Genomic DNA, 14880 nt, shown 5'->3' on the forward strand with positions numbered 1-14880 from the left:
CCAAGCAATCATCATATCGGGGGGTTAGATGAGCGCAGAAGTTACTGAGCTTACAGAGATGGAACTCTTAACTTTGAAAGAATCAATGTTGACCCAAAAGGCGTTGATTCTTAATAAGAGCCACGAGTTCAAAGAAGAACAATCAAGCATGTCTGCTGTCGCGGAAGAAGCGGAAGCGGCTTCCCAAGACATCGCTAACAATATCTCCATTCACTTGCACGAGCGTGATCGTACGGCCCTTTACGCCATCGAAAGAGCGTTGGGTAAAATCGCCGACGGGACCTATGGCCAGTGCGAATCTTGCGGCGAGTGTATTTCCGCAAGACGTTTACAGGCGCGTCCATTCACAGCCCTTTGTATTGAATGTATGGAAGAACAAGAAAGCCATTCGAATATTTTCCAGTAACCGGGCTTTATGAAGTCCGGTCTGACATGGATGTCAGTCCAATTTTCTGAAATTATTTTAAATCTACATTTAGCAAATACTGTCTCACGCCGAGAAGTCTCATACCAGAAAACATAATTCCCGCATAAACGCGGAGGAGCGGTATGAGTTTTGACGATAAAGTCCTAGAAATCCCACAGACCCTTCCCATGCTACCTGTGAGAGACATCGTTGTATTTCCCTACATGATAATTCCACTATTTGTAGGTCGCGATGCTTCAATCCGTTCCGTAGAAGAAGCTCTATCAAAGAATCGTTTGATCTTCTTGGCTTCTCAAAAAGACATCACCGAAGAAAATCCAAATCCGGACAACATCTACACAGTAGGAACTGTGGCGATGATCATGAGAATGAGAAAGCTGTCTGACGGTCGCGTAAAAATCCTTATCCAAGGTGTCGCAAAAGGCCGCGTGAAAAACTTCACGAAAACTTCTCCTTCTTTTGAAGTCGCAGTTGAAAAGATCGAAGAAACTCCAGTTCAAAAAACTGTTGTTGAAAATGAAGCTTTGATCAGAACAGCCAAAGAACATATTGAAAGAATCATTGCGCTTGGTCGCCCTCTATCTCCAGACATCTTATTAGTTCTTGATGATGTCTCTGATCCAGGTCGCATCGCTGATTTGATTGCTTCAAACCTTGGTATCAAAGTTCAAGACGCACAAAAAGTTCTTGAAACTTCTGACGCCACAGAAAGACTGAAACTAGTAAATGAAATTTTGGCTGCAGAACTTGAAGTGATGCAGACTCAAAGCAAAACACGTCCTGGCGGTAAAGAGGACATGTCTAAAACTCAACGTGAGTACTTCTTGCGTGAGCAAATGAAGGCTATAAAAAATGAGCTTGGTGAAGGCGACTCTAAATCTGAAGAGATGGACGAACTTCGTGAAAAGCTTATCAACGCCGGCATGCCACCGCATGTAGAAACTGAGGCGTTGAAACAGTTGGGTCGTTTGGAGCGCATGCATCCAGATGCTTCTGAAGCAACAATGGTTCGCACATACCTAGACTGGATGGCGGATCTTCCTTGGAATAAGAAATCTGAAGATCATATCGATCTTAAACGTTCAAAAGAAATTTTGGATGAAGATCATTATGAGCTAGAAAAAGCTAAAGACCGTATCATGGAATTCTTAGCGGTTCGTAAGCTGAAGCCAAACCTTAAAGGCCCTATCCTTTGCTTTGGTGGTCCTCCAGGAGTAGGTAAAACATCTCTTGGTAAATCTATCGCTCGCGCGATGGGTCGCGAATACTTCCGTATCGCCTTGGGCGGCGTGAAGGATGAAGCAGAGATTCGTGGTCACAGAAGAACTTATGTTGGTGCGATGCCGGGTAAAATTATCCAAGCTATGCGCCAAGCTAAAACCAACAATCCAGTAATCGTACTAGATGAAGTGGATAAGTTAGGTTCAGACTTCCGTGGCGATCCATCAGCAGCAATGCTTGAGGTTCTAGATCCAGAACAAAACTCCACTTTCCGTGATAACTATTTGAATGTCGATTTCGATCTTTCAAATGTGTTGTTCATTGCAACTGCCAACGTGTTGGAAAATATTCCACCCGCATTGCGTGACCGTATGGAAATCTTGAACATTCCTGGTTACACAGAGAATGACAAGTTATTGATCACGAAAAAACATTTGATCCGCAGACAAATTGAAGCCAACGGTATTACTGATGAAAACATCAAGTTTACTGACGAAGGTATTAAATACCTTATCGCTGGCTACACTCGTGAAGCGGGTCTTCGCAACCTTGAGCGTGAAGTCGGTTCCGTTTGCCGTAAAGTAGCCAAAATGGTGGTTATGGAAGAGGCGAAGTTCGTCGAAATCAACGCTCAAACAGTTCCAGAGTTGTTAGGTCCTCCGCGTTTCCAACGTGATGACAAATTCGAAGACTCTCAAGTGGGTGTCGTTCAAGGTCTTGCTTGGACTCAAGCTGGTGGTGAAGTTCTCACTATCGAGGCTTTGAAAATGAAAGGTAAAGGTCACTTGGCTTTAACAGGTCAATTGGGTGACGTGATGAAAGAATCTGCACACGCCGCGATGTCATATGCTCGCGCTCATCAAGAAGAATTGGGCATTCCTGAAGACTTCTTTGAGAAGTATGATGTGCACGTTCACTTGCCAGCAGGTGCAATCCCTAAAGATGGCCCGTCAGCAGGTATCACGTTAACAACCGCATTGGTAAGTCTGATGACTGGTACGCCAGTACGTCATGACATCGCGATGACGGGTGAGGTGACGTTGCAAGGTCGTGTTCTTCCTGTCGGTGGTATCCGCGAGAAGTGCTTAGCGGCTTTGAACCTTGGAATCACAAACATCATTATCCCGATGGCTTGCAAAAAGGATATTGCTGATATTCCAAAAGTATTTAAAGACAAAATCAATTTCATCTTCGCTGAAAACTTAGATGAAGTATTTGCGGTGGCTTTCGATAAAACGGCTAAGGGCGATAAAAAGTCTGCACCGAAAACAGGGACACCGAAAAAGAGCAAAGGTCTTGCAGCGTAGTTAACCCTCGCTAAAAGAACATTGCCCCTCCCGAAACTAAAAAGGACCGGTCTTCCGGTCCTTTTTTTTTCGTCAAAGCCAAATAAAAGGATTTGGGCCCCTCTAAGACGTGAATTTTTTGGACTGTTCTCTTTGGCGAACGCCCGAATTCTCTATTGTGTTGACCCCCCATAGAGACCGCTACTAAGAAACGTTATGATTTTTCAGCACACCGAATACCGCGTCTTTCTTAAGGATGTCCTTGAACTTCGCGCCAAGGAAAATCCCCATCATTCATTGAGGTCTTTCGCGGCCAAGTTGAATATCTCAACTTCTTTTTTGTCAGAAGTGCTCAATTCCAAAAAGTCCTTATCCGTCGAGCTGGCTTTTAAGATCGCGGTGAAGTTGGGCCTGACGGACTTGGAAACTCAATATCTGTGCTTGCTGGTACAGATGGAAAACGAACAAGATCCAGAGTTCCGCGCAGAATGCCTGAAAAGATTAAATGCTTTGAATCCTCATCGCGTGCATTACGACTTATCTGTGGATATCTTTAAGACCATCAGCGAATGGCATCATATCGCGATATTAGAAATGACCCATTTGCCAAATTTTTCAATGGATGCCGGTTTCATCGCCGACAAGCTGGGTATTTCAAAAGTCGAAGCCGAGCTTTCTATGAAACGACTTTTGCGCCTGAAGCTGGCGGAAAACACAGATCAGGGCTGGAAAAAAGCCCATACATATATCCTAAGTGAATCCAAAATTCCTCACTCAGCCTTACAACAGTTTCACCGACAGTACTTGGAAAAAGCCTCTCAGTGTTTTGCGGCCTATGACACCAAAGAGCGCGTGAACTCCACAGATGTCCTGGCTATGGATTCCAAATTTATTCCCGAAGCCGATCGCTTGGCGAGAGAGTTTTCATTGGCCGTGATGCGCTTGGCAGAGAAGTCAAAAACCAAAGACCGCGTTTATGCCTTGAGCCTTCATATGTATCCGGTAACGCAATGGGGAGGACAAAAGTGATGAGATTTTTACGAGCGTTTTTAAGCAGCATCGTCGTTTTATCCTTATCCTGGTCCTGGGCCTCTGGCACCAGCGTGCGCGGCGGCGGTGACGACGTTGGGCTGGAATTCCAGTCGGCATTTATGTTTGCGTTGCAGGATATTCGCTTAAATCATCAGGATCTTTACAGCCAGATCGCCCCTTCCGGTGTGTATCAAGTCGCTCTGCAAACCAAAATTTTCGTCTTTGACGGGCCCTTATTTTTAGATGACACCACCCAAGATCAAAATGTTGTGGCCCTCAATGATCCCAGCAATTACAGTATCGCTCTCAGCCGCCCTCGTTGGGAACAGATCTTGGATAAAAATGTTCAAAGAGGCGTGGCTCTTCATGAGGTCTTAAGCCTGGTGGGATTAGAGGGCAGCGGACGATATCCCTACTCCGCCACCTATTTAAACATCCTTCGAGCTCAAGAAAAAATGCCCGGAGTTCAATCTTGGGCCGCGTTCGACATAGGATCTGACGGACCTAGAAAAATTGACTGCGTTATGGTCACCGCCAAGGTCAGTGAAAATCACACGCTGCAAGGTGCTTCGCGAGATTTTGGTATTCAGTTGAAGTGTGGCGGAAATTTCGTTTCGGTCAATCATCTGAAATACAACAAGCTCACGGCAAAACTGGTTCGTGAGGCCCTGGATACCGGCGCCCTGTGGTCGTATGAAGTGACCAGTATCAAGTTCGGAGCTATCTTGAAAATTAACGGTGTGGATGTGAACTTTACCGACGAGAGCTCTGTTCCTAACTATGTTTTACCGGGGAAAAAATATTTAAACCCAGGACAAAACATTCGGATTTCGGGATCTGCCATCACGGATTTATTAGTCACACATCTTGAGACTCTGTCTGCGGTGGGCTATCTTTTTGCGGCCGACAAGCTCCATAGCGCATTGCTGATCGGTGGTGAAAGTGGACAAGGTCTTCTGCACTACTCTAGTGGGGGAAAGGGATATAACATCACCCTGAGCGGAAATTTAGCCTTGACCGTGATGAGCTCCCTACGCAAAGCCGGAATTCCTTTTACAGATTTCATTCGTGAGCGCCCAGGACAAACCGATCACATCTCTCGATTGTCTCTTCAAAGATCTTATCGAGAAATCGGCGACATCTGCGAATCTATTTTTAATGTTGAAAGCGGATTGTCCACTCACACTTGTTATTTGGAAGTGGACACTCTTAGCTTTCTTTAGAATCCGTAGCTAGCCGCTGGATATTTTTCCGGAAATTGCCGTTCATTTGTGGTGGACATGGATGCCGGCATGGTTTGTTTGATAGCGTCTGGGTCTAGCCAGTAAATTTGCCCACCCATCGTACTTGTCGCATCGATGGACAGATCATGAATGTAGTGCATCCGTACAGTGCCGGATGTGGGCTGAACCCCTTCAAGCCAGTCGATATCCAAATAGATCGCGTCGTTTGTCACGGGTGCCGAAATCTTTCTGATCACCCCAAAAGAAGTTGGGGGCAAAGATCCCTGCAATACAATCGCTCCTTCCCATGCCGCCGACACCCATCGCTCCGCTTCGGGTGAACTAAGGGGAATGATCAGACGATTTCCACTCCACGTGGCATCAGTGCCCAAGACCGCCCGCGGTTCGGGGTTGCCGGATCCCACGGCGAAGATCGCGGTATCCGTCCGCGTGATGTTGGTACCAACAATCTCAATTTTCTGCGTCGACCATGGTCCTCGAACGTAAAGCGGCACTGTGATATAGTTTTCATTCGTGGCATCCATAACAGAATTCTGAATTCGCAGCTGACGGGGCATTAGCGACATTGTCGCTGACTGAGAATTGCGCAGGAAAAGAAAATCAGTAGAAGTATATTCCAACATGGCCTCTTGGAATTGACTGGAGTCTACAATGAACATGCCGACTTGTTTGTCTCCTTCGGATGATCCCAAGACCGAGTTCACCAGACGTCCGTGACGGAGGTTGCTGGGCACCAAATGAGGCATCACGCAGTTGTTGAGTTCTGCATCAAGGACGCCTTCCATTTGCACCATTTCTCCCTGTATCTCAGTGCCGTCCGGGTTGGCGACGAATTCAAGATCATGCCATGTGGAACGCAAGACCAAACGATTTTGTCGAGGGTTGACTCCACCCACTCCGCCCCGATCCAGGGCGACGATCCGAGCTTTACCTAATGAATTGGGATCATTTACTTCCAAGGCGTCGTCGCGATGGATATGACGAATTTTTCGATCCAAGGTGACCACGGATCCGACCACACTCACCACTTTGACATATTCAAAGTACCGGTTGTTCGGCGGAAATCCATACATCTGTTGGTCATAAGAGATCACCATATGATAACGACCGGGCTTGATGTGAGTTCCATCGCCGGGATTTTTCAAAATAATCTGATTGGAACCGACCGTCGTGGTTTGGATCTTATAGGCATAAGCACGGGGATTTTCATAGTTCGCTTCATCAGTCGCATTATAGTTGTAACCCCAGCTTTGGCCGACACGAATAATGGTGCCTTGCAGACTGTTCCATCCAGTCGTGCCAGTTCCTTGCAACTGCGGACGAGATAAAGATGGATCATCCACCGGATTTGTTTGCACCGTCAGATATTGAATTCCCCAAGGCCAACGATTATTTGCATACTGATAAAGCGTATTGCGCCGGAACTGAATCGTGGCGCGCAAGTTGCCGTCACCCGCTGCCTCTTGGTCGGCAATAATGGTGTTGTGAATGTTCATAAGAACTGTTGAATAATCCGAGCCCGTCGGCGAACCAAATCGGGCGCTGTCATCGACGTTATAAGTTTTATGCAGGATCTGAGTGCCCGTGCGATTGGCGGTGACACCTTCAAGAACGTGGACTTTGACTATATATTGAGAACTCTTGCTAATGACTTTTCGGTTGGTGACAGTCACTACGAACGAATAATCTCCCGGTGAAAGGGGGCTAGAAAGACTCATCATTCCAGTTTCCGCATCCACCGTGAGGCCCGTGGGGGCGCCGGTAAGGGTGTATGAATAGCTATAGCCGAATTCATCACCCCCCCATGCTTCAAGATATCCGATGCGACCTTTTTCCAAGCTGGAAACGGTAAAACTGCTTTCAGCCAGCCACTGTGCGCTTCCCGGAACCGGAGGCAGAAGAGTCAATTCACTTTCTCCATCATCACCAACACTAGGAGCACTCAGAGATGGCGAATCCGAATCGTTCGTGATCTGACCTCCTAAAAAGAAAAGGGAAGAATTACATCCAGCAAGCACAAGCATGAAGATACAAGAAAATACCAGTCTCATGAGATCCTCCGAAAAAATGAGTATTTTTATTCATTTATATTTTCGGGATCTTCCGCGATGTGAAAAGACAAATTTTCTTATAAGGATGCAGAGAAATTTTTATTTTAGACCAATCCGACCCATTGAAAGACTAAAATGGCGCTCAGATGTAAATAAGAAGGAGAACAGCGAAACTGCGTTGTTCGCCTCAGAGAACGAGAATTTAAATCAGCCCGACCTAAAGAGCGGGCTGATTTACATTTTCACACGTTTATTCGTAGATAGAAATCCACACGTTTGAAATACCATATTGGCGAACCAAGCGGTTGAAAGTGTATCCATTATCTGGGTGAACGCGAACGCAACCGTGAGAAGCGCGCGTGCCTAAACGTTTGATGTTACCAGTTGTTGTTCCATGAATCGCAAAACCACCGTTATAGAAAACAGCGTAAGGCATATTGCCTAAACCTTTGTAGTCACCTTCTGGGTATTTCGTTGAAGTGTAGCGATCATAGATACGACCATTTGGACGACCTTCAAAGTTCGGAGTTCCGCGACCAGCGATACCTGTTGAAACCAACCAAGTGTCAATTTGACGACCGTTTTGATAAAGGTAAGCCTTTTGAACTGCTTTATTTACGCGGATGTAAATGGGGCAAGTCATCTGACGGCAAGGTGCGCCCCACGTTGTTACGATATCTTCAATGAACGCAGGCTTTCCTGTTTCTTGTTCGTACTGAAGATCCATCTGATCAAGTTTTTGTTCGATGTTTGGATCAAATGGGTCCAACTCATCCATTGCATTGGATGTTGCGGGAGCGGGGATTACAGTTGCCGGCGTCACTTCTTGAGCCTGTGCAAATGTCGCCAAAGATGAAACTAATAATAGAGCTGAAATTAGGCGAGTGATCATTCTTATAACCTCCTGGTCATTTAAATAACGCGTTGAAACGCGCAATGGAGGCTTGATAATCAGGATGTGCTGAATAGGCAATCAATCAATGAACAGGTGCGGCGCATTACATCGATGACATAATGCGTCCGTCTGTATTTTTACCGATGTTCGCGATTATTGTTTGAAGCCTTTAAGTCTTTCGTTCTCAGATTCAAGAACACGGACCAGTGTTTTGAGGTCCGAAACTTCGTCTTTCAGCTGAAAGATCTGCTCTTCTTTTTCCTGAAGAATTTGGGTGTAAGCTTTTTTGAGTTCATTCAAAAGCTTGTTCGCGGCAGTAAGGATGGGCTCATCCTTATTTATCTTTGCCGTTTTTTCTTGCAGGTCCTGAGCCCGATTCGCTTCTTTCATGGCATCCGTTCCTTGATGAGCACCCACCGCCGTATTCACTCCGCCTTCGGCGGAGTAGTTTCGGTCGCTTTCTTGGGAGGGGCGATGTACACGTTGATGGGTACCCATCGGTTCATCCATGATGAAGTACTTGCCGTCTTCGAAGCGGAACTTAATGTCGTCGGCTTTGATTCGGCGACGAAGTGTGCTCACACTAATCTTATGTTTAGTGGAGTACTCCGTTAGCGGTAGCCATGAATCAGAGTTTTCAACGATCATTAAATCCCCTCTTCAAACAGTTCTGGTGAGGTGGTCACCCTAACCGTTTGCATAACCAACACTATCACAGGACTTCGGTCTGTCAAATTTTGTGTGACTACTTAAAACAAAAAATTTGAATTTCAGGACCTTCATCTGGCTATTCACCATGTTATTCACACTGGTCACGGCTTTTGAGCAGGACCTTCGCCTTGAGTATGCACACTTTTGTCGCAACTTTCTTCACGCCTACCAAAGAACTCTTTGCGCCAAGACTGCGGACACTAGATACTTGGTGAAGGCATATGCGAATTAGAGATAAGAAAAAAGTAGCTTTGGTTTTAAGTGGCGGCGGCATTAAAGCGGCGGCTTTTCATATTGGAGTCTGCTTAGCTCTTCAAGAAAAAGGCTTTAAATTTGCTGGCGGAACCAAAGAGATGGTGCGTCAGAATTTTAATGACAAGGATCCTCTGACCATTCGACTTTATGTCGGCTCTAGCGCTGGTGCTTTTATCGCTTCATGTTTGTCGGCGGGCTATCCTGTTGAGTCATTGATCAACGCCTTCCAGGTCGGCTCGGGGACCATTCCGACTTTTGAAAAGAATGACATCCGTTACCTGAAACCAATGTCCTACCGGGACATTTTTAACTTAAATGCCAGCGGGCTTTTAAAGTTCATCCCTCGAACTTTGATGGAAAAGGCCCTGGTCACCGGTGGCTTTGAGTCTCTTTTAAAAAACGGTCTAAAGTTAAATGGTCTTTTTTCAACCAAAGGTATGGAGTCCTATTTACGCAAAGAGGTTTTGCTAGATAATGATTTTTCACGTTTGGGAGTCGGACTCTATATTATAGGTACCCAGCTGAACCATACCCGTAAGGCCATCTTTGGTGATTTCCCGGAAAGCTATAAAACCGGCGACACCAAATATATTAACTACGCTACGATCAGCGATGCCGTTGCTTGCTCAACCGCTTTGCCTCCCGTTTTTTCTCCCTATGGAATTAAACGTCCAGATGGAAAAGAGATCTTCTATTATGACGGCGAAATTCGTGACACTTTATCCACGCACGTCGCGGCCGATAACGGGGCCGATCTAGTCATTTCGTCGTTTTCAATCCAGCCATACCACTACACCAAAGAAATGGGCTCTTTGCATAATTACGGAATTCCACTTATTGCTAATCAAGCCCTTTACCAAGTGGTTCAGCAAAAGATCATGCGCCACATCCAGCACCGCAATGAAATTCGCAGCATCTATAAAGCGGTGGATGGATACTTTAAAGAAACAAACTTACCCGAAGAGCACAAAGAGAAACTTCTTGAAATTATTAGGGAACGTGCAAACTATCGTCCCGAAGTGGATTACATCTATATTTCTCCGCGTCCGCAGAACTATGAAATGTTCTTTGTGGACCACTTTAGTTTGAATCCAGAAATTTTAGCCCGCATTGTTAAAATCGGCTTTAAATCTGCAATCAACACTCTTCGCCATCACGACATCTAGAAAATAGATCAAAGCTTGTTTCTGATACCTCCAGCCCGCACAATATTGGGACATATATATGACATGGAGGTTTTAATGCGAGCATATGTAATTGCGGCGGCGGCTTTATCTTTGGCCTTGAGCGCCTGCGTTTCTAAATCAAAACATCAAACTGAGATGGATTCCTTAAAGGCGGAAATCCAAAAGGAAAAAACTGAAGTTCAATCTTTGAACGCGGAAAAAGCAAAGCTACAAGACACATTGATCGCTTCAGCCAAAGATCGCGGACAGCTTAAAACGTCTTTAGATGAAATGAAAAAAGCAATGGCGGAAATGCGTGAACGCCAAGCCGAACAAAGAAAACGACTCAAAGAATTCGAAGATTTAACAGCTCGTTTCAAAAAATTGGCTGATACGGGTGCTTTAACCGTTCAAATCATCGATGGAAAAATGGTTGTAAGCTTGGGTTCTGACGTTCTTTTCGGTTCTGGTTCAGCAAAACTTTCAGCTGCCGGTATGGAAGCAATCAAAGAAGTCACCAATCAGCTTAAAAACATCCCCGATAAACGTTACCAAATCGAAGGTCATACAGACAATGTACCTATCGCGACAGCTGTTTTCCCATCTAACTGGGAGCTTGCATCCGCGCGTGCTTTAAATGTAACGCGCGCGATGATTGATGCGGGAATGCCAGCAAACCGCGTGAGTGCGGCAAGTTATGGTGATACAAGTCCAGTAAAACCAAATGATACACCAGAAGGTAAAGCGGCCAACCGTCGCATTGCGATTGTGGTAGTACCGGATCTTTCAACGATGCCAGGTTATGATGAATTAAATAAAATGGGTTCGTCGAACTAAAAAACTTAAAGGGTCCTAAAAAGGACCCTTTTTTATTTCCTCTTTCCATTCCGTGCGCAGGCTTCCTATATCCTCACCTGCAGTTAAGTCTTCAGCGTAAACATGACGATCATAGGAATGACCAATTTTTTCTAATACCGGCTTAAGCTGTGGATAGGCTTCAGAGATCTTTTCAAAATAAATCAAGGGCGGCTGTTGGGATTCACGCTTAAGGTTTTTAGATAAACCCCATTGTTCAATTTCTAAAAGCAGTTTTTGCGAGGGCGAAAGTTTCTTTGCTTTTCGGAAGCGGTGGCGAACAGCCACGTAAACGAACAACGCCACGGCTATCAGAAATAAAATCAGCGGTCCCCTTTGTTCTAAAAGATTCTGCCAAAAGTTTTTCTGACTGCCACGATCAAAATCAATCAAGAAATAAGTCCACTGATAATTCAGATCCTCCGCCCAAAGGGTTATTTGATCCCAAATCATCGTAGAGTTGGCCCATGTCGGACGCCAGTTCGCCGATTTCGCAAATGCCTTTTGGTCTTCTTCTGAAAGATTAAAAAATTCTTCTGCCCCAATGGAAAGTCTTAACGGTGCCACCCACGCTGTCGGATCAACCCGTTGCCAGTGGCCATCAACAAAAACCTCTGCCCACGCGTGAGCATCCTTTTGCGATATCCTCCAAAAATCTCCCCAGGGATTATATCTGCCACCCTGATATCCGATGACCACCCGTGCGGGAATGCCCAAGCCTCGAGCCAAAGAAGCATACGCCCCGGCATAGTGTTCACAAAAGCCGCGCTTTCTGGTAAACAGAAACTCTTCTAAATCATTCGGTCCATAGGTGCCCGGCGCGATTGTATAAAAAAATCCGGTTTCAGAAAAAAGATTTTTGATCTCGGCCAAACGCCCTTTGGTATTTAATTTTTTACCGTTAACGGCGTCAACCCACTCCCGCACTTTTCCGCGCAATGGGGGTGTTTGTAAGTCTTGATCTGTGGGTTGCTCACGATTGATATAGTCCTTATCCCAAAAACCCACGTACACTGTGGCCTTTGAAAGAATTCTTGTTGATCTAAAAACATCTTGTTCTAATGGAACTATTCCGCCGAACTCACTGCGCACAATCCGCGTGCCTTCTAAAGCAAAAATATATCTTTGCGATGTAGCTTCAATCGCCACATCATAACTTGGTAAATCTTCAATTTTTTGTAAGTGATTAAGTCCTGCGGCCCGTCCCGGACTCCAACTAAGACCTTTAGATACATTTAATACCGAACCACGCCAGTACATATCAGATGTTATGAACAGTGGAAGATTGTGCAAGCGCGCGCGAAATGCCATCGCATTCGTGCTTGCAATGTCTGCCACTCGTCCAGGGCTTATCTCGTCAGAAAATCCGACCTCGGCCTGTTGGGAAGCTCCGCGTGACATCGCCCACGGAAGTACAAATCTTGGAAACGCAAAAAACATGAACATCGCCAAAGGCATCGATAAGATAAACATCTTAATCGTCAACCGCAGACGCTGCGGATAAGCTGGCGGCAATAACGAATACCACAGCCCCGCAAATGCAAAAACGGAAGGTACGATCCAGTAGATATCTAAGCTGAACAAAGCCTTAATTGAAATTAGCAAAAAACCAAGCAAGACGATAAAACGATGATCTCTATCTGTTTTATAATCCATAACCCGCAAAGCAGACAGCGCTAACAAAAATGTATAAGCCGGTTCTTGTCCGACAATAGTACGAAACTGCACAAGCACTTGTATCAAGGCCAGTATACTTAAAATTCCGGTCCACCGACGCGAAAGGGGCCTCCATCCGCGTTTTTCAACCACCCATTTCCAGCCCATTAAAAACGCGCAGAATATTCCAATAACGGGTGAAACTTCCACTGCCACCATAATCATCGCTGTAAGAAATGAATAAGATAAAACTTTATTGCCGTAAAAAGAGCGGTTCATCAAACCACTCCTTCTTTGGCGCGCGCTAAAATTTCAAGACAGTTTTTGTGCTGTCCCGGTCCCTTAGAAAATGCGGTCTTAAATGTGCCGAATTCTAACGAGTATTCGTGGCCATGCTTTTCAGCCTCATCAATCCATAACGCTAACTGCGAAAGGCGTGCTTCAAAGTTTTCTAGCGACGCCGTTTGCTCCCAATGGAATTTCAGCGAAGGCTTCTCGCCTTCCTCAAAATTTTTGACCAATAAATCTTGTCTGCGAGCGCTGGCTCGCCAATCAATTCGACGTACCGGATCCGAGCTTTGATAAATACGATGATCTCGAAACAGCCCTAGGTTCTGGATTCCTTCCGGCGCGCTAGAGCTTAGGGGAAAGCGGGGATCACCCCTGCGAGCGGGGTAGATCAAAATGAGGGGCGTCTTTTTGTACGCTTTCCACGCGCGAAAAAGCCCTACGGGAAAACGACTTTGTAATATTAAACGTGGCAGTTGAATTTCGCCCCGTTTTTTGGAGCTAAATGGAACTTCGATATATTCTTCGATTGATTCATTTAGAACTTCTTTAAACGCCATTTCCGGATTTCGTTGAAAGAAAAGTTCGAGCTCCCAAAGCTTCGAGGTCCTTCGATTTTTTAAGGACACTAAAACGGATGCGGGTTCTTCGGCAAAAGATGATTTCGGTTCGATTTTTCCAATTTCAACGCCATCCGTATTTCGGTTGGTGATAATCATTCCTGTGAGGGCAACGGAAATCAGGAAGAAAAGAAATATATAAATCAAGTTGTTGGCATAACCGACAGCCAAAAAAAATAATATGATCGCCACCGCACCAAAGGCATAACCAAAGCCTGTCGGTAAAATGTAGGTTCTGACTTGGGGACTAGACAGGAACGGCCGTCGACTTTTGAAGTTGGTATGCCCACTCGCGGCCTCGTTTGATGCCATGGTTACCTCCTAAGCGATGACCCAATACTGGAATTAAAACACTTTGCACATCCTCAGGCCGGACATAATCCCGTCCATCCATGATGGCCCAAGCTTTGGCCGCTCGGGTAAGGGCTAGGCCCGCACGCGTCGACAAAGGATTTCCTTCAAAGCCGGGTTTGCGGCTTATTTCCAAAAGATCCCCAACATATTGTGCCACGATCGTAGAGACTTTCACCTTTTCGACTTCTTTAATGAGCTTTTCAACTTCTTGTTCGTTGAATAACGCTTCAATTTTCTGTAACTGCTGGCGAGGATCTTCACCTTGGAAGATTTTAACCTCTGTTTCTTTTTGCGCGTGGTTTAACTCTAAGCTCATTAAAAAACGATCTAACTGACTCTCCGGAAGTGGGAATGTTCCCGTTTGCTGATGCGGATTTTGTGTTGCAATCACATAAAAGGGCTTAGGCAGAACGTGATTAATACCGTCTACAGAAACTTCGCCTTCTTCCATTGCCTGCAGCAGCGCGCTTTGCGTGCGCGGACTGGCACGATTGAGTTCATCTGCCATCACTAGCTGCGAAAATAAAGGGCCTGGATGAAAATGAAATTTCTGTTCCTGAGGATGATACACTTGTCCGCCAATGACATCAGCCGGAAGCAAATCAATCGTGAATTGGACTCGTCGTGTTTTTAATCCAATCAAGCGCCCTAACACTTGCACTAATGTGGTTTTACCCACACCTGGCAAATCTTCGATAAGCAAGTGTCCACCTGCCAAAAGACAGGTAACGGCCAAACGAACTTCCGCTTCTTTATCTAGAACAATCTTTGAGGCTTCAGAAATAAGAGCTTGGAATTTATGATTCATGGATTCCCAGA

At 45.5% G+C, this 14880-nt stretch carries 12 protein-coding genes; 6 read left to right on the forward strand and 6 right to left on the reverse strand.

The features are described from left to right. The first annotated feature begins 28 nt into the window (after window positions 1–28). The 4 genes from AZI86_RS06410 to AZI86_RS06425 all read left to right on the forward strand — a co-directional run bounded on the left by AZI86_RS06410 (window position 29) and on the right by AZI86_RS06425 (window position 5189). Window positions 29–406, forward strand: coding sequence for a TraR/DksA family transcriptional regulator (locus AZI86_RS06410; RefSeq protein WP_061834241.1), 378 nt, complete (start codon window positions 29–31; stop codon window positions 404–406). 143 nt (window positions 407–549) lie between these two features. After that, window positions 550–2955 carry an endopeptidase La gene (lon, locus tag AZI86_RS06415; protein ID WP_061834242.1) on the forward strand — a complete coding sequence of 802 codons (2406 nt, stop codon included), beginning with the start codon at window positions 550–552 and terminating at the stop codon, window positions 2953–2955. A 195-nt stretch (window positions 2956–3150) separates the two neighbouring features. Next, window positions 3151–3963 (forward strand): TIGR02147 family protein, encoded by an 813-nt coding sequence (locus AZI86_RS06420; RefSeq protein ID WP_061834243.1) that lies wholly within the window; start codon window positions 3151–3153, stop codon window positions 3961–3963. Next, window positions 3960–5189, forward strand: a complete 1230-nt coding sequence (locus AZI86_RS06425; RefSeq protein ID WP_157684646.1) for a hypothetical protein — start codon at window positions 3960–3962, stop codon at window positions 5187–5189. The genes AZI86_RS06420 and AZI86_RS06425 overlap by 4 nt, the downstream gene beginning before the upstream one ends. On the opposite strand, the gene AZI86_RS06430 is transcribed toward AZI86_RS06425, so the two are convergent. The 3 genes from AZI86_RS06430 to AZI86_RS06445 form a co-directional block, all read right to left on the reverse strand. After that, window positions 5186–7261, reverse strand: a complete 2076-nt coding sequence (locus AZI86_RS06430) for an Ig domain-containing protein (protein WP_157684647.1) — start codon at window positions 7259–7261, stop codon at window positions 5186–5188. The genes AZI86_RS06425 and AZI86_RS06430 overlap by 4 nt on opposite strands. Before the next feature lie 250 nt (window positions 7262–7511). Then, window positions 7512–8153: a L,D-transpeptidase gene (locus AZI86_RS06440; RefSeq protein WP_081111799.1), complete on the reverse strand. Its 642-nt coding sequence runs from the start codon at window positions 8151–8153 to the stop codon at window positions 7512–7514. Window positions 8154–8309: 156 nt separating this feature from the next. Continuing rightward, window positions 8310–8804 (reverse strand): hypothetical protein, encoded by a 495-nt coding sequence (locus tag AZI86_RS06445; protein ID WP_061834248.1) that lies wholly within the window; start codon window positions 8802–8804, stop codon window positions 8310–8312. A 284-nt stretch (window positions 8805–9088) separates the two neighbouring features. Between AZI86_RS06445 and AZI86_RS06450 the strand changes: the two genes are divergently transcribed. After that, entirely contained in the window at window positions 9089–10288 is a 1200-nt protein-coding gene (locus AZI86_RS06450; protein ID WP_061834250.1) for a patatin-like phospholipase family protein, read from the forward strand. A gap of 75 nt (window positions 10289–10363) precedes the next feature. Beyond that, window positions 10364–11125: an OmpA family protein gene (locus AZI86_RS06455; protein WP_061834252.1), complete on the forward strand. Its 762-nt coding sequence runs from the start codon at window positions 10364–10366 to the stop codon at window positions 11123–11125. A gap of 15 nt (window positions 11126–11140) precedes the next feature. Here AZI86_RS06455 and AZI86_RS06460 read toward each other — a convergent pair whose 3' ends face one another. From AZI86_RS06460 to AZI86_RS06470, 3 genes are read right to left on the reverse strand one after another with little or no spacing between them, the layout of a single operon-like run. Continuing rightward, window positions 11141–13078 carry a transglutaminaseTgpA domain-containing protein gene (locus AZI86_RS06460; protein ID WP_061834254.1) on the reverse strand — a complete coding sequence of 646 codons (1938 nt, stop codon included), beginning with the start codon at window positions 13076–13078 and terminating at the stop codon, window positions 11141–11143. After that, window positions 13078–14019 carry a DUF58 domain-containing protein gene (locus AZI86_RS06465; RefSeq protein ID WP_081111800.1) on the reverse strand — a complete coding sequence of 314 codons (942 nt, stop codon included), beginning with the start codon at window positions 14017–14019 and terminating at the stop codon, window positions 13078–13080. Before AZI86_RS06465 ends, AZI86_RS06460 begins: the two co-directional genes overlap by 1 nt. Then, window positions 13955–14869, reverse strand: a complete 915-nt coding sequence (locus AZI86_RS06470) for an AAA family ATPase (RefSeq protein ID WP_061834256.1) — start codon at window positions 14867–14869, stop codon at window positions 13955–13957. Before AZI86_RS06470 ends, AZI86_RS06465 begins: the two co-directional genes overlap by 65 nt. Window positions 14870–14880 lie beyond the last annotated feature (11 nt).

The organism is Bdellovibrio bacteriovorus (assembly GCF_001592735.1).
GTDB lineage: Bacteria > Bdellovibrionota > Bdellovibrionia > Bdellovibrionales > Bdellovibrionaceae > Bdellovibrio > Bdellovibrio bacteriovorus_D.